This window comes from Caulobacter mirabilis (genome assembly GCF_002749615.1).
Lineage (GTDB): Bacteria > Pseudomonadota > Alphaproteobacteria > Caulobacterales > Caulobacteraceae > Caulobacter > Caulobacter mirabilis.
This window is the reverse complement of the sequence record NZ_CP024201.1, coordinates 518,590-535,819: the sequence shown is the minus strand read 5'-3', so window position 1 is coordinate 535,819 and position 17,230 is coordinate 518,590. Positions and strand designations below refer to the sequence as shown.

Annotated in this window: 20 protein-coding genes; 6 read left to right on the top strand and 14 right to left on the bottom strand. The window is 70.4% G+C overall.

Annotation, left to right across the window (positions count from 1 at the left end; genetic code table 11):
- Positions 1-12: 12 nt before the first annotated feature.
- Together purE and CSW64_RS02575 are read left to right on the top strand one after the other, a co-directional pair.
- Entirely contained in the window at positions 13-501 is a 489-nt protein-coding gene (gene purE / locus CSW64_RS02580; protein ID WP_099620634.1) for a 5-(carboxyamino)imidazole ribonucleotide mutase, read from the top strand.
- Positions 501-1,589: a 5-(carboxyamino)imidazole ribonucleotide synthase gene (locus tag CSW64_RS02575; protein WP_099620633.1), complete on the top strand. Its 1,089-nt coding sequence runs from the start codon at positions 501-503 to the stop codon at positions 1,587-1,589. The genes purE and CSW64_RS02575 overlap by 1 nt, the downstream gene beginning before the upstream one ends.
- Before the next feature lie 93 nt (positions 1,590-1,682).
- Here CSW64_RS02575 and CSW64_RS02570 read toward each other — a convergent pair whose 3' ends face one another.
- The gene (locus tag CSW64_RS02570; RefSeq protein WP_099620632.1) at positions 1,683-2,315 is read right to left on the bottom strand and encodes a COQ9 family protein; all 633 of its coding nucleotides are present in this window, start codon (positions 2,313-2,315) and stop codon (positions 1,683-1,685) included.
- A gap of 167 nt (positions 2,316-2,482) precedes the next feature.
- Here CSW64_RS02570 and rpsU point away from each other — a divergent pair, with 167 nt between their 5' ends.
- Positions 2,483-2,716 (top strand): 30S ribosomal protein S21, encoded by a 234-nt coding sequence (rpsU, locus tag CSW64_RS02565; RefSeq protein WP_099620631.1) that lies wholly within the window; start codon positions 2,483-2,485, stop codon positions 2,714-2,716.
- Positions 2,717-2,871: 155 nt separating this feature from the next.
- On the opposite strand, the gene CSW64_RS02560 is transcribed toward rpsU, so the two are convergent.
- Genes CSW64_RS02560 through CSW64_RS02550 form a run of 3 tightly spaced genes read right to left on the bottom strand, consistent with a single transcriptional unit; the run spans position 2,872 to position 6,109 of the window.
- Complete coding sequence (locus tag CSW64_RS02560) at positions 2,872-4,155, bottom strand: ABC transporter permease (protein WP_099620630.1); 1,284 nt, start codon at positions 4,153-4,155, stop codon at positions 2,872-2,874.
- On the bottom strand, positions 4,152-5,075 hold the full coding sequence (locus tag CSW64_RS02555) for an ABC transporter ATP-binding protein (RefSeq protein WP_099620629.1): 924 nt from the start codon (positions 5,073-5,075) through the stop codon (positions 4,152-4,154). Before CSW64_RS02555 ends, CSW64_RS02560 begins: the two co-directional genes overlap by 4 nt.
- 41 nt (positions 5,076-5,116) lie before the next feature.
- Positions 5,117-6,109: an alpha/beta fold hydrolase gene (locus tag CSW64_RS02550; RefSeq protein WP_099620628.1), complete on the bottom strand. Its 993-nt coding sequence runs from the start codon at positions 6,107-6,109 to the stop codon at positions 5,117-5,119.
- A 55-nt stretch (positions 6,110-6,164) separates the two neighbouring features.
- Between CSW64_RS02550 and CSW64_RS02545 the strand changes: the two genes are divergently transcribed.
- Positions 6,165-6,566, top strand: a complete 402-nt coding sequence (locus CSW64_RS02545) for a hypothetical protein (protein WP_099620627.1) — start codon at positions 6,165-6,167, stop codon at positions 6,564-6,566.
- On the opposite strand, the gene CSW64_RS02540 is transcribed toward CSW64_RS02545, so the two are convergent.
- The 10 genes from CSW64_RS02540 to CSW64_RS02495 form a co-directional block, all read right to left on the bottom strand.
- A complete protein-coding gene (locus CSW64_RS02540) occupies positions 6,563-7,486 on the bottom strand; it encodes a M23 family metallopeptidase (RefSeq protein WP_245863806.1) in 924 nt (307 codons plus the stop codon). The genes CSW64_RS02545 and CSW64_RS02540 overlap by 4 nt on opposite strands.
- Positions 7,487-7,758: 272 nt before the next feature.
- Entirely contained in the window at positions 7,759-8,166 is a 408-nt protein-coding gene (locus CSW64_RS02535) for a DUF1801 domain-containing protein (RefSeq protein WP_099620625.1), read from the bottom strand.
- A gap of 12 nt (positions 8,167-8,178) precedes the next feature.
- Positions 8,179-8,463, bottom strand: coding sequence for a hypothetical protein (locus CSW64_RS02530; protein WP_099624083.1), 285 nt, complete (start codon positions 8,461-8,463; stop codon positions 8,179-8,181).
- A 56-nt stretch (positions 8,464-8,519) separates the two neighbouring features.
- Positions 8,520-9,938, bottom strand: a complete 1,419-nt coding sequence (locus CSW64_RS02525; protein WP_099620624.1) for an NAD(P)(+) transhydrogenase (Re/Si-specific) subunit beta — start codon at positions 9,936-9,938, stop codon at positions 8,520-8,522.
- A gap of 24 nt (positions 9,939-9,962) precedes the next feature.
- Complete coding sequence (locus tag CSW64_RS02520; RefSeq protein ID WP_099620623.1) at positions 9,963-10,304, bottom strand: NAD(P) transhydrogenase subunit alpha part 2; 342 nt, start codon at positions 10,302-10,304, stop codon at positions 9,963-9,965.
- Between the two features lie 11 nt (positions 10,305-10,315).
- Positions 10,316-11,689 carry a Re/Si-specific NAD(P)(+) transhydrogenase subunit alpha gene (locus CSW64_RS02515; RefSeq protein ID WP_099620622.1) on the bottom strand — a complete coding sequence of 458 codons (1,374 nt, stop codon included), beginning with the start codon at positions 11,687-11,689 and terminating at the stop codon, positions 10,316-10,318.
- Positions 11,690-11,824: 135 nt separating this feature from the next.
- Positions 11,825-12,055, bottom strand: coding sequence for an aa3-type cytochrome c oxidase subunit IV (locus CSW64_RS02510; RefSeq protein WP_099620621.1), 231 nt, complete (start codon positions 12,053-12,055; stop codon positions 11,825-11,827).
- 49 nt (positions 12,056-12,104) lie between these two features.
- Positions 12,105-13,040, bottom strand: coding sequence for an alpha/beta fold hydrolase (locus tag CSW64_RS02505; RefSeq protein WP_245863805.1), 936 nt, complete (start codon positions 13,038-13,040; stop codon positions 12,105-12,107).
- Positions 13,033-13,509 carry a PaaI family thioesterase gene (locus tag CSW64_RS02500; RefSeq protein WP_099620619.1) on the bottom strand — a complete coding sequence of 159 codons (477 nt, stop codon included), beginning with the start codon at positions 13,507-13,509 and terminating at the stop codon, positions 13,033-13,035. Before CSW64_RS02500 ends, CSW64_RS02505 begins: the two co-directional genes overlap by 8 nt.
- 217 nt (positions 13,510-13,726) lie before the next feature.
- Positions 13,727-15,526 (bottom strand): M3 family oligoendopeptidase, encoded by a 1,800-nt coding sequence (locus CSW64_RS02495; RefSeq protein ID WP_099620618.1) that lies wholly within the window; start codon positions 15,524-15,526, stop codon positions 13,727-13,729.
- 97 nt (positions 15,527-15,623) lie between these two features.
- Between CSW64_RS02495 and CSW64_RS02490 the strand changes: the two genes are divergently transcribed.
- Both CSW64_RS02490 and CSW64_RS02485 read left to right on the top strand, forming a co-directional pair.
- Positions 15,624-16,214, top strand: a complete 591-nt coding sequence (locus tag CSW64_RS02490) for a TetR/AcrR family transcriptional regulator (RefSeq protein ID WP_172448435.1) — start codon at positions 15,624-15,626, stop codon at positions 16,212-16,214.
- An 85-nt stretch (positions 16,215-16,299) separates the two neighbouring features.
- Positions 16,300-17,226, top strand: a complete 927-nt coding sequence (locus tag CSW64_RS02485) for an SDR family NAD(P)-dependent oxidoreductase (protein WP_172448434.1) — start codon at positions 16,300-16,302, stop codon at positions 17,224-17,226.
- The last annotated feature ends 4 nt before the right edge of the window (positions 17,227-17,230 follow it).

Here is a 17,230-nt window from a genome sequence, read left to right as displayed (position 1 = left end):
GATGACTACGTCATGAGCGCAAGCCCGCCGGTCGCCATCATCATGGGCAGCCGCTCCGACTGGCCCACCATGAAGCACGCCGCCGACTACCTCGACGCCCTGGGCGTCGCCTACGAGGCCAAGGTGGTCTCGGCGCACCGCACGCCCGACCGCATGTACGCCTTCGCCAAGGGGGCCAAGGCCGCGGGCTTCAAGGTGATCATCGCCGGCGCCGGCGGCGCCGCGCATCTGCCCGGCATGACCGCTTCGCTGACCGAACTGCCGGTGCTCGGCGTGCCGGTCGAATCGAAGCTGCAGAACGGCCTCGATTCGCTGCTCTCCATCGTCCAGATGCCCGGCGGCATTCCGGTCGCCACCCTGGCGGTGGGCGTGGCCGGGGCCAAGAACGCCGGCCTGCTGGCCGCCCGCATCCTGGCCCTGGGCGACCCGGCCCTGGCCCAGCGCCTCGAAACCTATGTCGCCGAGCAGACCGGCTCGGTCGCCGAGACGGTCGAGGACTGATGAGCGTCGCCTTCCCTCTGCCGCCGGGTTCGACCGTCGGCATCCTCGGCGGCGGCCAGCTGGGCCGGATGCTGGCCCTGGCCGCGGCCCGTCTGGGCCTGGACGTCGTGGTGCTGACGCCGGACGAAGGCTCGCCCGCCTCGCGCGTGGTCAAGCGCACGATCGTGGCGGACTACGCCGATCCCGCGGCGCTGAAGGCTCTGGCCGAGGCCAGCGACGTCATCACCTACGAGTTCGAGAATGTCCCCGCCGCGGTGGTGGCGACGCTGAAGGATCTCGGCGCCCACGTCGCCCCCGGCGGCGAAGCCCTGCGCGTCGCCCAGGATCGGGTCGAGGAGAAGACCTTCCTCAACGCCGCCAGCGCCCCGACCGTGGCCTTCGCCCCCATCGACCAGGCCGCCGACGTCGAGACCGCCCTGGCCGCGCTCGGCGCCCCGGCGCTGCTGAAGACCCGCCGCGAGGGCTACGACGGCAAGGGCCAGACCTGGGTCCGCCAGGCCGGCGACGGCGCGGCCGCCTTCGCTTCCGTCGGCGAGGCGCCGTCGATCCTGGAGGCCAGGGCCGCTTTCACGCGGGAGCTGTCGGTGATCGCCGCCCGCGGCCGCGACGGCGAGCTGGCGACCTATCCGGTGTCGGAGAACATCCACGAGAACGGCGTGCTGCGCACGACGATCGCGCCCGCCAGGGTCACGCCCGCCCTCCAGGCCGAGGCCGAGCGCATCTCCCGCGAGATCCTGACCCGGCTGGACTATGTCGGCGTCATGGGCATCGAGCTGTTCGAGATCGAGGACGGCCGCCTGCTGGTCAATGAGATCGCGCCGCGCGTCCACAACACCGGCCACTGGACCCAGGACGGCTGCGAGGTCGACCAGTTCGAGCTGCACATCCGCGCGGTGGCCGGCTGGCCGCTGGGCGACACCCGGCCCAAGGTCGGCGTGGAAATGACCAACCTGCTCGGCGACGAGGCGAACGACTGGCTGGCCATCGCCGGCGAGCCCAACGCCCGCCTGCATCTCTACGGCAAGGGCGCGCCGCGTCCCGGCCGCAAGATGGGCCATGTGAACCGGGTGCGGCCCCTGGAGGGGTGAGGCCTCGATCGGGGACATGCTCCGAAGGTGCGTGTCCCCAAAACCGCCACGAACGGGGACACGCACCTTCGGAGCGTGTCCCCCGGCGGACTCCTAGCCGTAGCGAATCCGCGCCAGCGCGCCGGCGACATCCTTGGCGAAGTCGGAGGGCTTCAGGCCCGCCTTCCACTTCTCGAAGTCCATGACGTTCTGGATGCGGGCGTCCAGCGTCTCCAGCGCGGCGGCGCGGCCGGCGGTCAGGTCCTGGACCAGGGTCCCGATCAGGATGCCCGAGAGAATCGCCCGCTTGCTGTAGTGGTTCTCGTCCGTGGCCGTATCCCCGGCCCAGCGCCACAGATGGTCGGCGCTCTCCCAGACCAGGCGCAGCGCCAACGGCAGGTTCATCGGCAGCGCCAGGAAGCCCAACCAGCGGTGCAGGGCCGCCTGGTCCGGTGCGGCGGCGTCGAGCCGGGCGACCACCGCCGTGCGGATACGCTCGCGAATCTTCAGCCCCGCCGGGTCGGGCAGGGCCGCCAGGGTCGCGACGTCGTGCCGCCGCGACAGCAGGGCGGCCAGGTCGCGCGGCCCGCCGGGCAACAGCAGATCGGCCTCGGGCGCGGTCAATCCCGCGGTCTTGGCGGCGGCGAGCGCCATGGGGCGGCTCCAGCCCTGGCGCGGCGCCAGCTTCAGCGCCTCGTCCAGCACCTGTTGCTCGGTTCGCACGGCCCAGTCGTCTGATGCGGTCATGGGCGCATTCTATACGGCGCGACGCCACCCGTCGCCGGTGGACAAGCCCGCCTGGCTCTGCTATTTCGCGCCCCTCGCCACGGGAGCCGTCTCCCGGGGCCGTACAATTCATGATTTCGACCGCCACGCCGCACGGCTAGCGGCGGGCAGCCGAAGGAGAGAGTCCCCTGGTTCAGATTTTCGTCCGCGACAACAACGTCGACCAGGCGCTTAAGGCCCTGAAGAAGAAGATGCAGCGCGAAGGCTCGTTCCGCGAGATGAAGCGCCACGTCGCCTATGAGAAGCCCTCGGAAAAGCGCGCCCGCCAAAAGGCGGAAGCCGTCCGTCGCGCCCGCAAGCTGGCCCGCAAGCGCGCCCAGCGCGAAGGCCTGATCGCCGCGCCGAAGAAGCCCTCGCGTTAAGGCGAGACTTCCTCACGAGATTCGAAAGGGCCGCCCGATCCGTCGGGCGGCCCTTTTGCTTTCACGGGGACATGCTCCCGCAGGGTGCGTGTCCCCTGCTGCTTCCCAGTGGATGAACGGGGACACGCACCCTGCGGGAGCATGTCCCCTTCTCCTCACCCGCCCTTGCGCACCGCCGCGAGCAGGCCCTTCAGGTCGACCTTGCCCGTCGACAGGGCCCCGGCCCGGAAGGCGCGCCCCGACAGCCAGACCACGACGAAGACCGTCGCGATCATCAACGCGCCCGTGCCCAGCACCTGCCAGAGCGGCGGCTCGCCGGCCGCGCGGGCGGTCATCAGGAAGGGCGTGAAGGGTGGAACCCACGACAGCGCCTCGAGCAGCGGCGAGTCGGGCCGCCGGATGGCCTGGGTCATGAACAGCACCGGCACGACCAAGACCGCCATCACCGGCCCCAGCAGGGTCTGGGCCTCGCGCGTGGTCTCGCAGAAGGCTCCGACGGCGGTGAAGATCGCCGCGTACAGCAGATAGCCGCCGATCAGGTAGAAGCCGAAGTAGAACGCCAGCCCCTTGCCGAAGAGCACCGAGGCGACATCGGCGGCGATGGTCGGCGCGAGCAGGGTCATGGCCCCGGCGCCGACCACGCCCCAGACGCCCAGCACCGTCAGGGTCACGCCCAGAACGCCCAGGATCTTGCCGAACATGATCTCGGACACCGACGCCGAAGCCAGCAGGACCTCGAGCACACGGCTGGACTTCTCCTCGACGACGCTGTTCAGCAGGATTCCGGCCCCCGTCAGGACCATCGACCACAGCAGCATCGCCGCGCCGAAGCCCACCAGGCCGGGCAGGCGATCCCGGAGCGACACCTCGCCCGAGGCGGCCTTGGGTGAGAAATCCGAGACCTTGGGGCCCAGCTCGTCCAGCGCGGCGAGATCGGCCGCGGCCAGGCCGCGCTGGGTCAGATAGCGCTCGCGCATGACCTCCGTCACCGCCGCCCGCACCACCTGGCGAGGCCCGGGGTCCGACAGGTGATTGCTCCAGTAGTCGAGGGCGACGCCGCCGTCGGCGCCGCGGGACAGGATCGCCACGGCGGACAGCTCGACGCCCCCCGGATAGGGCCGAACGCCGTTGAGCCAGGCCTTGGCGTCCTCCGCGTCGGCGTCGAGCGGCCCGAGCAGCAGCCGCGGCGGCTTGCCGAGACCGGGACGGGCCCGGCCGTCGGATTCGGCCTGCGCGCGCGCCAGGACGGCCGTCCCCACCCCTTCGCCCGTCCGGTCGATGACGGCGACTACGGAGACGGGGGATCGGCTCTCCATCAGCGTCGGCACGGCCCCGCCCAGCGCCGCGACCACGGGCAGCAGCAGCATGGAGAGCCAGAACCCGACCGTCCGGACGTAGGCCACATACTCACGGGCGGCGATGCGCAGCAGAACGCTCATTGCGCGCCCTCCCCGCCGGTCAGGGTGATGAAGGCGTCGTGCAGGGTCGGCTCCCGCAGCTCGAAGCGATTGACGTCAAGGCCGCGGGCGAAGGCCGCCTTGAGCGCGTCCTGGCCGGCGGCGCCCTTGGCCAGGGCGGCGGTGAAGCGGCGATGGCCGTCCTCGGCCTCCTCGGCGGTCACGGCGGCGACGCCTGGCAAGGCGGCGACGGCGCTCTCGTCGAACGCCCCTTCCAGCACCAGGGCCCGCGGCGCATGGCTGCGCGCCTCCGCCACGCCGCCGTCGAAGACCTTGCGTCCCTTGGCCAGCAGCACGACGTGATCGCATAGCCGTTCGGCATGCTGCATCACATGGGTGGAGAAGACGACGGTGGCGCCGCCCGCGGCGAGGTCGCGGATGACCTGTTCGAGCGCCAGCTGATTCACCGGGTCGAGCCCGCTGAACGGCTCATCGAGGATGACCAGCTCCGGCTGGTGAACGATCGCGCTGATCAGCTGGACCTTCTGGGCCATGCCCTTGGACAGGTGCCGAATCTGGCGGCGCGCGGCGTGGCCCAGCCCCTGGGCCTCCAGCATCGCGATCGCCCGCTTGCGCGCCACGGCCGAGGGGACGCCCTTGAGGCCGCCGAAGAAGACGATCGCCTCGATCGGCGTCATCCGCCGGTAGAGCCCGCGCTCTTCGGGCAGGAAGCCGACCCGCTCGCGGACGCCGCGGGCGTCCGGCGCGCCCAGCACGCCGATGCGCCCGCTGGTCGGCTCGACCAGGCCCAGCACCATGCGGATGCTGGTGGTCTTGCCGGCGCCGTTCGGTCCGAGGAAGCCGAGGATCCGGCCGCGCCGAGCGGAGAAGGACAGGTCGTTCACGGCGGTGAAGTCGCCGTAGCGCTTCGTCACCCCCTCCAGTGTCAACGCCGCGTCCATCGCCCCCTCGAATCAGCCGGTCCCTTAGTCTTACCGCCCGCTCAGCCGGCAGGCGACGCCGCGACCGGCTGCGAGGCCGGCTCGACCTCACCCGCCGCCGCGTCGCGAACGAACAGCACCGCCTTGACGATCTCCTCGGCGTAGGCCGTTCCCAGCAGGGTCGCGTGGCCGGCTCCGTCGACGTGGCGGATGTAGCCGTGCTCCGAGGCGCGCGCCGGCGCGGTCTGGACGGCCTTCCAGGCCTCGCGCCCCTTCTCCGGACCGGCGGTGACCACGGCGATCGGCGTCCGGGGGTCGTAGTTTCCCGCGTCCGCCGCCTGTTTCGAGGTCTGCATCCATTCGGCCACCTCGCGGCCCGACCAGCGATTGTGGACCCCGGAGGCGAAGGCGCGCTTCTTCTCGCCGGCCGCCTCGTCCGGCAGGCCGATGCGGTCGCCCATCCAGGGCGAGACGATCTTGAACAGACCGGCGGACGCGCCCCATCCGGCCATGCGCGAGACATTCACGAAATGGCCGATCCAGGTCCGCGCCTGCGGAATGTCGGCCGCCTCCGGCGTAGCCGCGTCAACCAGGACCAGACCGGCGACCTTGTCCGGGTTGCGCGCCGCGAAGAGACGCGCGTAGAGGCCCGCCATCGAATGACCGACGTAGATGTAGGGGCCGGGCTCCCCCGAAGCGGCCAGCATCTTCTCGAAGTCGCCGGCGATCGCCAGACCGTCCCGCGGCGCGGGTCCCGGCGCCGACCGGCCCAGGCCGGCCCGATCGTAGGCGCAGGAACGGACCCCCTGCTCGGCCAGCTGCTTCTGGACCGCCCCCCAGTCGGCCGACAGGCCGAACGCGCCCGCCTCCATGACGACCACGGGCCGCCCATCCTGGGGACCCGCGCAGACCATGTGCAGCGAACGGCCGCCGATATCGATCATGCGCCCCCGGAGCGAGGGCTGGCTTGCGGCGGACATGAGGCCTCCGAGGGCGATCAGGACGAGTACGGCCAGGGCGAAGCCCGCCGCCCCCCGTTGGGCGAACTTGAGCATCCCGCCAATCTAGTGAACCTTGGGCGAACGAAAAGAGCATGCGGAGGCCCAAGCGATGCTTCGTCTGGTTCTGGGCGTGATCGTCGGCGTCGTCGCCGGCTTCGCCGTCGTGATGGTCGCCGAATTGATCGGCCATCAGATCTTTCCGCCGCCCCCGGGCCTGGACCCGTCCGACCGGGAAGCGGTCAAGGCCCTGATCCCGACCCTGCCGATCGGCGCCCTTGTCGCGGTTCTGGTCGCCTGGGGACTGGGAACCTTCACCGCCTCGGCCGCGGCCTTGCTGGTCTCGCGGCGGCGGCGTCTGGCCGGCGGGATCGCCGCGGCGGTCGTGGCCGCGGCGTCGGCCGCGACCCTGGTCATGATCCCGCATCCGGCCTGGTTCGTCGCCGCCGCGATCGTGGTTGTGCTCGGCGGGGCCTGGCTGGCCGATCGGCTCTTCGGCGCGAAGACGGCCTAACCGGCCGAGGCGGTCGAGATGGCGTCGTCGCCGGCGGGCTGAGGCTTCGGCTGAGGCTTCGGCGCCGGGGCCGGCGCGGCGGGCTTGATCAGGATCGGCGCCGGCGCGGCCGCATTGACCGAGGCCTCGGCCGCGGCGGGCCTGGCGTAGTCTGCGGGCGGGCGGATGACGGCGTGAACGCGGCCGTCGGCGCTGACGCGCGTGAGCAGCTGCGCCGATCCCCGCGTATTGGCGGTGTCGGAGACCTGTTCGCGGCGCGTCGCACGGGCCGGCCAGTTGGCGACCTGGGCGACCCGGACGCGGCCCGAGACCCTCGCCGCCGCCGACAGCGGCAGGTCGGCCTCGGTCATGAAGGCCCGCCCCATGAACAGGGTCGGATTCAGCGGGCGATCGCCGTCGCGGATCTCGAAATGCAGATGTGAGCCGGTCGACCGACCCGAGGAGCCGACGTAGCCGACCACCGTCCCCGCCGGCACGGCGGCGCCGGCCTTCAGCTTGGCGTGGCGGCCGAGATGACCGTAGAGCGAGGTGAGGCCGCCAGCGTGGGCGACCTCGATGAACTTTCCGTAGCCGCCGTCGACGCCGACACGCAGCACCGTGCCCGGCAGGGTCACACGCACCGGCGTTCCGGACGGCGCGGCGATGTCCACGCCCTCATGCAGGCGGCCGCCTTCTTCCCAGGGCATCTTGCGCATGCCGAACGGCGAATTGACCGCGAAGCCGGACAGGGGCGAGGCGAAGACGAACTCCGGCTGGGCCTGGGCGATATGCCCCCGGGCTTCCGGCAGCGGCGGGGCGACGGCGGGAACCATCGGCGCCGCCATACGCTCCCGTTGCGAGGGCAGGCTGGCCTGGGCGGTGGCGAACGCCACGCCGCCCATGAGGACGGCCGCGAGTCCGGTCCCCAACAGGGGCGGCAAACGACTCTCGCGGGTAAGCAACTGGTTGAGCAACGGCCGGCCTCGTACTGTTTTGTCGAGCTTTACGCACGGCGCGACGAGGTCTGACGCACCAGCTTCGACGTTCATCGGGTGAACTGGGGCCTCGATATGCTGGCCCTTCCTGGCCACAATATGTCCAGGAGAGGCCGCCATGTATTCCGTCAGGCCCTGAGATTCAACCCCGAGGATTCTGCAGAACTGGGCGCGCGGAAGCCTATCCTTTGAGATTCCCGTTCCGCGACGCCGAGAGCTCAGGCGGGATATCTGTCCTTCATGATCGACAGGCACAGCTCGGCCATCCGGCGGAGGACGCCGACATCCACGTCCGCCAGGCGGTTGATGTAGAGGCAGGCCTTGCCGGTCTTGTGCGGCCCCAGCCGGTCGAGCAGGTCTGCCTCCTCGGCGACGCCGGTCAGCACGTACAATACCATGTTGCCCTTGCGCGGCGAGAAGCCGATGCGCGGCCAGTCGCCGGTGGCGCCGCGATAGCGGCCGTAGCCGACGATGCTCGGCCCCCACATGACCGGCTGTTCGCCGGTGACCTCGGTCAGCATCGCCGCGATGACCTTGCCGTCCTCGCGCCGGCCGGGGTGGGGCACAGCCTCGAGGAAGTCCGCGACGGAGGCGTCGGTGGGCTTGGTCTTGGGTTCGGAGGCCATGGCGCTTTCCTGTCAGCGTTTTGCGGCGGCGGCGCCGCCGCCTCCCCAGAACGACAAGCCGATCAGGAAGCCGAAATCGTACCACCGCCCAGCGTTCGGAAAGGCGTACATCCGCACATCGTCGTTGAACAGACTCACGACGAAGGCGATCGGGGCGATCAGACCATGTCCCAGGCCGGCCCAGAAGGCGGGCGTCCCCGGCGTCCCGGGCGGCTGGGCCGCGCAAGCCGTCAGAGCGAGAACCGAAAGGGCGGCCAGCGCAAACAGCCCATATCGTCCAAACGCCTGTGCTCGCATGGTCGCCTCCGAGAAGACCGTCTCGGAGGCATTCAAGCGCTGACGCAGACCTGGGTCTAGAGCCCCTTCACGATCCCTTCGACCATCTTCTTGGCGTCGGCGAACAGCATCATGGTGTTGTCGCGGAAGAAGAGCTCGTTCTCGACGCCGGCGTAGCCGCTGGCCATGCCGCGCTTCACGAACAGGACGGTGCGGGCCTTCTCGACGTCCAGGATCGGCATGCCGAAGATGGCGCTGGTCGGGTCGGTCTTGGCCGCCGGGTTGGTGACGTCGTTGGCGCCGATCACGAAGGCCACGTCGGCGGTCGAGAACTCGCTGTTGATGTCCTCCAGCTCGAAGACTTCGTCGTAGGGGACGTTCGCTTCGGCCAGCAGCACGTTCATGTGGCCCGGCATCCGGCCGGCGACGGGGTGGATGGCGTACTTCACCTCGACGCCCTCCTCCTTCAGCTTGTCGGCCATCTCGCGCAGGGCGTGCTGGGCCTGGGAGACGGCCATGCCGTAGCCCGGGACGATGATCACCTTGCTGGCGTTCTTCATGATGAAGGCCGCGTCGTCGGCGCTGCCCTGCTTCACGGGACGGGTCTCGACCTTGCCGCCGCCGGCCGCGGCCGCGTCGTCGGCGCCGAAGCCGCCCAGGATCACCGAGATGAAGCTGCGGTTCATCCCCTTGCACATGATGTAGCTGAGGATGGCGCCCGACGAGCCGACCAGCGCGCCGGTGATGATCAGGGTGACGTTCTGCAGGGTGAAGCCCAGCGCCGCTGCCGCCCAGCCGGAGTAGCTGTTGAGCATCGACACCACGACCGGCATGTCCGCCCCGCCGATCGGGATGATCAGGGTGACCCCGATCAGCAGGCTCAGGGCGAAGATGCCCCAGAAGGCCCACTTGGCCTCGCCGCCGCTGACCACCAGCACGACCACCAGGGCCACGATGGCGGCGGCGATCAGGATGTTCAGCAGGTGGCGGGCGGGCAGCAGGATCGGCGCGCCCGACATGTTGCCGTTCAGCTTGGCGAAGGCGATCACCGAACCGGTGAAGGTCACCGCGCCGATGGCCAGGCCGATGGCCAGCTCGATGAGCGACTGCAGGTGGACGTGCCCGTTCGGCTCGGCGATGCCGTAGGCCTCGGGCGTGTAGATGGCGGCCACCGCCACGAGACAGGCGGCCATGCCGACCAGGCTGTGGAAGGCGGCGACCAGCTGCGGCATCGAGGTCATGGCGACCCGGCGGGCGATGACCGCCCCGACGATGCCGCCGATGGCGACGCCGCCGGCGATCAGGGCCAGGGTCACGGCGTCCAGCACGCCCTGGCCCCACAGGGTGGCCAGGGTCACGCCGACGGCGATGGCCATGCCGATCATGCCGTAGCGGTTGCCCGCCTGACTGGTCGTCGGGCTGGACAGCCCGCGCAGCGCCAGGATGAACAGGATGCCGGAGACGATGTAGGCGAGCGCGGCGATGTTGGCGTTCATGGCTTCAGTTCCCCCAGGCGCGCTCTAGTGGCCGCTCTTGCCCTTGGCGGGCTCTTTCTTCTTGTACATGGCCAGCATGCGCTGGGTGACCAGGAAGCCGCCGAAGATGTTCACGGCGGCGAAGGCGGCGGCGAGCGCGCCGGCCCCCTTCGAGATCCAGACGTTGGTCGTCGGCTCGGCGCCGCCCGCGCCGTGCGCGGCTGCGGCCAGCAGGGCGCCCACGATGATCACCGAGGAGATGGCGTTGGTGACGGCCATCAGCGGGGTGTGCAGGGCGGGCGTAACGCTCCAGACCACGTAGTAGCCGACGAAGATCGCCAGCACGAAGATGGCCAGACGGAAGACGGTGGGATCGACGGCGTCCATGTCTGCGACCTCTACTTCTTCTTCGGAGCCGGCTTGGCGGCGGGCTTGGCCGCGGCGGCCTTGGGTTTGGCGGGCGCCTTGGCGGCGGGTTTCGGAGCAGCGGATTTCTGGGCGGCCGCCTTCGGAGCAGCGGCCTTGGCCGGCGCGGTCTTCGCAGCCGGCGCCTTGGGAGCAGCCGGCTTCTTGGCGGCGGCAGGCTTGGCCGCCGGAGCCGCCTTGGCCGCGGGCGCGGCCTTCGGCGTCGCGGCCGGGGCGGTCTTCAGCTGCTCGTGGACGATCGCGCCGTCCTTGGTGACCAGCGCGGCCTTGAGGATCTCGTCCTCGAAGTCCGGAGCCAGCTTGCCGTCCTTGTCCAGCAGCAGGCCGGCGAAGGCGAGCAGGTTGCGGGCGTAGAGGGCCGAAGCATCGGCGGCGATGCGGCCGGGCAGGTTCGGCCGGCCGAGAATCTTCACGCCGTTCGCGGTCTCGGCGACCTCGCCCAGCTTGGCGCCGACGACGTTGCCGCCCTGTTCGACGGCCAGGTCGACGATCACCGAGCCCGGCTTCATCGAGGCCACCTGCTCGGCGCTGACCAGCTTGGGCGCCGGGCGCCCCGGGATCAGGGCCGTGGTGATGACGATGTCCTGCTTGGCGATATGGCTGGAGAGCAGCTCGGCCTGCTTGGCCTGGTACTCCGCCGACATCTCCTTGGCGTAGCCGCCGGCCGTCTGGGCGTTCTTGAACTCCTCATCCTCGACGGCGAGGAACTTGGCGCCCAGGGACTCGACCTGTTCCTTGGTGGCCGGGCGGACGTCGGTGGCGGTCACGACCGCGCCCAGCCGGCGGGCGGTGGCGATGGCCTGCAGGCCGGCGACCCCGACGCCCATGATGAAGACCTTGGCCGCGGCGACGGTGCCGGCGGCGGTCATCATCATCGGCAGGGCCTTGCCATAGGCCTCCGAGGCCTCGATCACGGCGCGGTAGCCGGCCAGGTTGGCCTGGGACGACAGCACGTCCATGACCTGCGCGCGGGTGATCCGCGGCACGAACTCCATAGCGAAGGCGCCGGCCTTGGCCTTGGCCAGGCCCTCGAGCGTGGCGCGTTCATTGTAGGGATTGAGCGTGGCCAGGACGTAGGCGCCCGGCTTCAGCGCCGCCAGCTCCTCGGCCTCGGGGCCGCGGACCTTGAACAGGACGTCGGCCTTGGCCAGGGCGTCCTTCAGCGTCTTGGCGACGGTGGCGCCGGCGGCGGCGTATTCGGCGTCGGGAATGGCGGCGGTCACGCCGGCTCCCGACTCGACGGTCACGGCGAAGCCCTGACCGATCAGCTTCTTCACCGTCTCGGGCGTCGCGGCGACCCGCGTTTCACCGGCCCGGCGTTCCCTGGTGACGGCGACGACTGCCATGCTGCTCCCCTCTGGACGCAGTTTGCCTGTCGCGTCCTTGGGAGCTTGTTTAGGGGATGATCTTGCCCCTTGTCGAGCCCATCGATGCTGCGTCGCGGAAGATTATTCCCGCGATGCAGCATCCCTAGCGGAAGGCTAGTGTTCCGCGGGCTTCTTGTCGCGCAGAAGCAGGATGCCGACGACCGCCGTGACGACGCCGCCCGCCAAACCGCCGAAGAAGCCGGCGTTGGTGCAGAACCACAGCGTCGGCATCAGCACGGCCACGGCGATGGCCAGCGAGCCCCACTTGGTCATGAGCATGAAGCCGTCGTAGGTGGCGACCTGCTCGGAGATGTCCATTTCGCCGCGGTGATAATCGGAAGCCATTGTCCAGTCCGTGAAATCTCGTTGCGCGGGGCGTTTACAACGCCACGCCTCAGGGCTCAAGCGACCAGCCTGCGAGCAAACCGCGCAGGGCGGCGACGAAGGCCAGCGGCTGGTCGATCATGACGTGATGATCGGCGTCGGGAATGGCCAGCTGTGGCGACCCCGGCGGCAGCAGGCCGCGCATGTAGTCGAGGATCTCCTCGTCCACGAGCCCCGACCGGTCGCCCCAGACCATCGCCACGGGGCAGGTCGCGCCGCTGAGCAGCGGGCCGCGATCCTCCATCTGGAACGAGGTCCACATGAAGGGGTCGAACCGCCAGGTCCAGCCGCCCTCGACCTCCTTCAGCGCGTTCCGGGCGATCCAGTCGGCGATGTAGAGGTTCTCGCACCCCTGCGGCGGCGCCAGCCGGAAGCGGGCGAGCGCCTCGACCAGGGTCGGGTAGACGCGATTGGCGTTGGCGCGCCGCGGCGGCCCGCGCCACTCGCGTTCCGGCGGCCGCACCACCGAGTCGACAAGCACCGCCGCCCGCATCCGGTCGCCGTACTTCTGGGCCGCCAGCATGGTCGGGAAGCCCCCGAACGAGTGGGCGACGAAGACCGGCCGGCCGTTGTCGTAGAGGCCAGCGGCCTCTGCGGCGGCGAAGGCTTCGCGGGCGAACTGGTCGGCGTTGTAGCCGTCGCGCCAATCGGACCGGCCCATGCCGCTCCAGCTGAAGGCCGCCACCCGCCAGTCCTGCGCGAAGAAGGGCGCGATGAAGGTCCACCAGTCGGCGCTGGCGCCGTTGCCGTGGAGCAGGAGCAGGCCGGGCTTGCCCCGGTCGCCCCAGGTCAGCTGCTCGATGTCCGCGCCTTCGAAGGCGAAGGTCGTGCGTTCCGGCGGCTGCGCCAATGCGTGGTCGAACCAGGCGGGCGCATCCGGCTTCTCGCCCTTGAAGCGGGCCAGCGGCGCGGCGATCTCCGACGGCAGTTCCTGACCGTCAGCCACGGGCCGCCTCCACATAGGCCTTCTCGCCGGGACGCGGCTCGCGGGGGCCGATCACCTTGTAGACGGCGGTGCCGGTCATCAGCACCCGGTCGCCGGCGCGCAGCGTGCCGCGCACGGTGTAGACGTCGTCTTCCTCGGCCAGGATTTCGGAATCGCCCTCGACCCATTCGCCGAGCTTGGCGCCGGAGAGGAAGTCGCAGGTCAGCCGGACGGTGACCCAGAAGTGCGAGCGCGCCACCGAGATGGCCCGCCCCCAGGCGACGTCGGCCACCGTCATCAGCATGCCGCCATGGCAGTTGGCGAGACCGTTGGTGTGGTGCTCCTCGACGCGGAAACCGAGCGAGCAGACATCGCCCTGGTAGCGCTCGTACAGCGGGCCGATCTGCCGGCCGAAGCCCCGCGTCCAGTTCAACGGCTTGTAGCCGGCCGGTATCTGCCCCGCCTGGGCGTCTGTGAGATCGTCGGACATGCCTCGAAGTCTAACGACCGTTTGAACGAGGGGGAAGCGGGCTTTGGGCGCCCCTCCATCCGGTCACCCCGGCGAAGGCCGGGGACCAGGTAAAGGGGCTGAGCTTCGATGGGTTGACGCCCGCCGAGGCTGCAGCTGGGTCCCGGCCTTCGCCGGGATGACCGGCATTGGGTGCGGCCGGGGACACGCACCCTGCGGGAGCATGTCCCTGGAGGACTCAGACCAGGGCCTCGAACTCCTCGACCAGCTTGGCGATCTCGGCGACGCCGGCGGCCCAGAACGCCTTCTCGCGCGGATCCAGGCCGAACGGCGCCAGCGCCTCGACGTAGGTCTTGGTCCCGCCGGCCGCGAGCAGCTCCTCGTAGAGCGGCGCGAAGGCCTCCGGGTTCTCCCGGCGCTTGTTCATGAGCGCGCGGACCAGCAGGTCCCCGAACGCATAGGCGTAGACGTAGAAGGGCGCGTGCACGAAGTGGCTGACGTAGGCCCAGTAGTGCTCGTAGCCCTCGTTCAGCTTGATCGCCGGCCCCAGACTCTCGCCCATGGCCTCCAGCCACAGTTCGCCGATCTGGTCCGGCGACAGCTCGCCGTCGACGCGCAGGTCGTGGAAACGGGTCTCGAAGCGGTGGAAGGCGATCTGGCGGACGACGGTGTTGAGCCCGTCCTCGATCTTGCCGGCCAGCAGCGCCTTGCGGTCGGCGGGCGAGGCTTCGGCCAGCAGCCGCTCGAACACCAGCCCCTCGCCGAAGATCGAGGCGGTCTCGGCCAGGGTCAGCGGCGTGTCGGCCAGCAGCGTGCCCAGCGGCGAGCAGAGGGTCTGGTGAACCGCATGGCCCAGCTCGTGCGCCAGGGTCAGAACATCCCGCCGCTCGCCCATGTAGTTCATGAAGACGTAGGGGTGGCGGGTCGCCGTGACCGGATGGCTGTAAGCGCCGGACTGCTTGCCCGGGCGCGGGCGGGCGTCGATCCAGGGTTTGTCGAAGAAGGTCCCGGCCACGGTCGCGAACTTCGGGGCCAGGGCGCTGAAGCTCTCCAGGACGACGCCGCGCGCTTCGTCCCAGTCGTAGGTCTTGGGCGCCGCGGCGTCGAGCGGGGCGTTGCGGTCCCAGTAGTCGAGTTGCTTGCGGCCCATCGCCCGGGCCTTGGCGGCGTAGTAGCGATGGCTGGTGGCGGCGTAGCCCTCGACCACGGCCTCGGCCATGGCCTCGACCGCCTCGGCGTCGACCTCGTTGGCGATGTGCCGCGACTGGGCCGGATAGGCGTACTGCCGCCAGCGGTCCTCGACCTGCTTCTCGAAGGCCAGGGTGTTCATCACCAGCGCCTGGGTCGGACCGCGGTCGTGCAGCGCCTCGGCCAGCCCTTCGGCCGCGGCCTTGCGCTTGGCCGCGGACGGATCGGACAGCCGGTTCAGAGCCTCGGGCAGGGTCAGGTATTCGCGACCGACCTTCGCCGTCAGCTTGGCCAGGGTCTCGTCATAGAGGCGGGTCCAGTTGGCCACGGCTGGCGCGCGGTCGACCAGCAGCCGCTCCAGATCGGGCGACAGCTCGTGCGGTCGGCTCAGGCGCAGGCGGCGGATCCACGGCCGCCAGCGCGCCAGGGGCTCATGGGCGGCGAAGGCGGCCTCGAGCTCCTCGTCCTCCAGAGCATTCAGTTCGAGCGTGAAGAACAGGCTCTCGGCGGCGATCTGCGACGACCGGGCGCGCAGATCGGCCTCGAACTTGGCCCAGGCGGAATCGTCGCGGGCGGTCGAAGCGGCCAGCGCCGCATAGGCGCCAACGGCCCAGAGACCGTTGGTGGCCGCCTCATAGAGCGCCAGCCCTTCTTCGATCAGCGCCGCCAGCGTGGCCGGCTGGTCGCGATTGGCGACGAACGCGCCCTCCAGTTCGACCAGGGCGTCGTTGGCCCTCTTCGCCTCGGCCAGGTCCAGCTCGATCCGGGGGTCGTCCCGTCCGGCATAGAGGTCGGCGAGGCTCCACTCGGGCAGACCGGCGGCGGCGGGCGTCTTCACGGGTGCGTTCATGGGGCGCATATGGACCCGGCGGCGGCCGACGGGAACCCCCGTATCGCCGCCGGCGCCCGCCCTCTATGGTCGAACCTCGACATCATATCGGACAGCCATGGTCGCGCCCGCCTACTTCGCCCAGCCGACAACCACTCGCGAACGCCTGATCGCCGCCGCCTTCCGCGTCGTCGCCCGCGACGGCCTGGAAGCGGCGAGCGTCAAGGTCATCGCCGCGGAAGCCGACATCACGCCGGGACTGCTGCACTACCATTTCCCTGGCAAGGCCGCCTTGCTGGAGGCCGTGCTGCGCGAGGCGCTGGCCAACTATCTCGAGGCGTCCGCCCGTCGCCGCGAAGCCTCGCCGCCGGAGCGCCAACTGGCGGACTATTTCAAGACATCCCGCGCCTCGCTGGAGGCCGAACGGGACTTCTTCAAGGTCCGCCTCGCCTTCGCCGCTGCGGCCCTGACCAATCCGTCGCTGGCCGAGGTCCTGCGCGACCTGAACGACGCCTCGGCTCGCGAGACGGCCCTGACCCTGGCCGCCGCGCGGGGCGAAACGGACCCAACCCCACGGGACGTCGAGATCGGCCGCCTGCTGAAGGCGGCGATCGACGGGATCATGCTGAGCTGGCTCGCCGACCCGGCCTTCCCGATCGACGCCGCCGCCGATGACATTGAGAAGGCCGTTCGCGCCTGGATCGCCTGACGGACGGCTTGTCTTCGGCCATGCCTCATTCTACATTTGGTTGGTCAACCAACCCAATTTGTGGGGAACCAGGATGCGGATCGTCATGACAGGCGCCACAGGGGGAATCGGCCTGGCGGCGGCCAAGCGCCTCCTGGCGGAACCGAAGGTTTCCCTCATCGTCGGAGCGCGCGCTCCGGATCGCCTCCCTGCGGACCTTGCCGGAAGGCTCGAGGCGCGATCGCTCGACCTGGCGTCGCTGGCCAGCGTCGAAGCCTTCGCCGCAACCTTCGCGGACGACCCCGAGATTGACGTCCTGATCCTCAACGCCGGTATCCAGAACGTCTCGGACGCGACCAGCGCCGACGGATTCGAGCTCAGCTTCGCGGTCAACCATCTGGCCCATCACCTGCTGATCCGCGCCCTGCTCCCGCACCTCGCCCGCAACGGCCGCATCGTCCTGACCGCCAGCGGGACGCATGACCCGGACGAGGACACCGGCCTGCCGCCGCCCCGGCATATCGACGCCGCCAAGCTGGCCTGGCCGAAGCAGGATCCGGACCTCGACCCACGGCGCATGACCCGTGGCCGAAGGGCCTACACCGCCTCCAAGCTGGCGAACGTCATGACCGCCCGCGAACTCGGCCAGCGCCGGCCCGACCTGACGACCGTCGCCCTGGACCCGGGCTTCACGCCCGGCACGGGGTTGGCGCGCGACTATCCCGGCCCGGCCGGCCTCATCTTCCGCTTCATCCTGCCCCGGCTGGTGCGCCGCACGGCTCGGGTCAGCACGCCCGAGAATTCGGGGCGGCTGCTGGCGGCGCTGGCCACGGACGAGCGCTACGCCGGTCTCCGCGGACGCTACATGGCGGTGCGCGGCGAGGCGCTGATCGAGACCCGGCCGTCGGCCGTCGCCCACGACGACGCGCTGGCCGCGAGACTGTGGGAGGACAGCGCGCGTCTGGCGCCGCTTCGAACCGCGCCGCCTCAAGTCCGTCATGAACCGACCCCGGTCGCCGCCGGACGTGGTTAGAGGG